This window comes from Streptomyces flavochromogenes (genome assembly GCF_000717595.1).
GTDB lineage: Bacteria > Actinomycetota > Actinomycetes > Streptomycetales > Streptomycetaceae > Streptomyces > Streptomyces flavochromogenes.
Genome location: NZ_JNZO01000139.1, coordinates 1 through 249, shown reverse-complemented (window position 1 = coordinate 249; position 249 = coordinate 1). Strand labels below are relative to the sequence as shown.

General features: G+C 75.1%; 1 protein-coding gene. It reads left to right on the top strand.

Features of this window, described 5'->3' with window-relative positions; translation table 11 throughout:
• A partial coding sequence (locus tag IF00_RS42365) for a cation-transporting P-type ATPase (RefSeq protein ID WP_037640666.1) occupies positions 1 to 249 on the top strand: 249 nt, incomplete at both ends.

Genomic DNA, 249 nt, shown 5'->3' with positions numbered 1-249 from the left:
GCTGCCCCGGCTGCGTCGTGAACTCGCCACGGGCCCGGACGGTCTCTCTGCCCGCGAGGCCGCCCGGCGCCTCGCCGTCCACGGACCGAACGAGGTACGGCGAAGGGTGCGCGCCCCCTTCGTGCGCGAGCTGGTCGGACAGCTGGTCCGCCCCCTGGCCCTGTTGCTGTGGGCCGCCGCCGCCCTCGCCTTCGTCGCGGACCTTGCGATCCTCGGTTGGGCGATCCTCGCGGTCGTCGCCGTCAACGC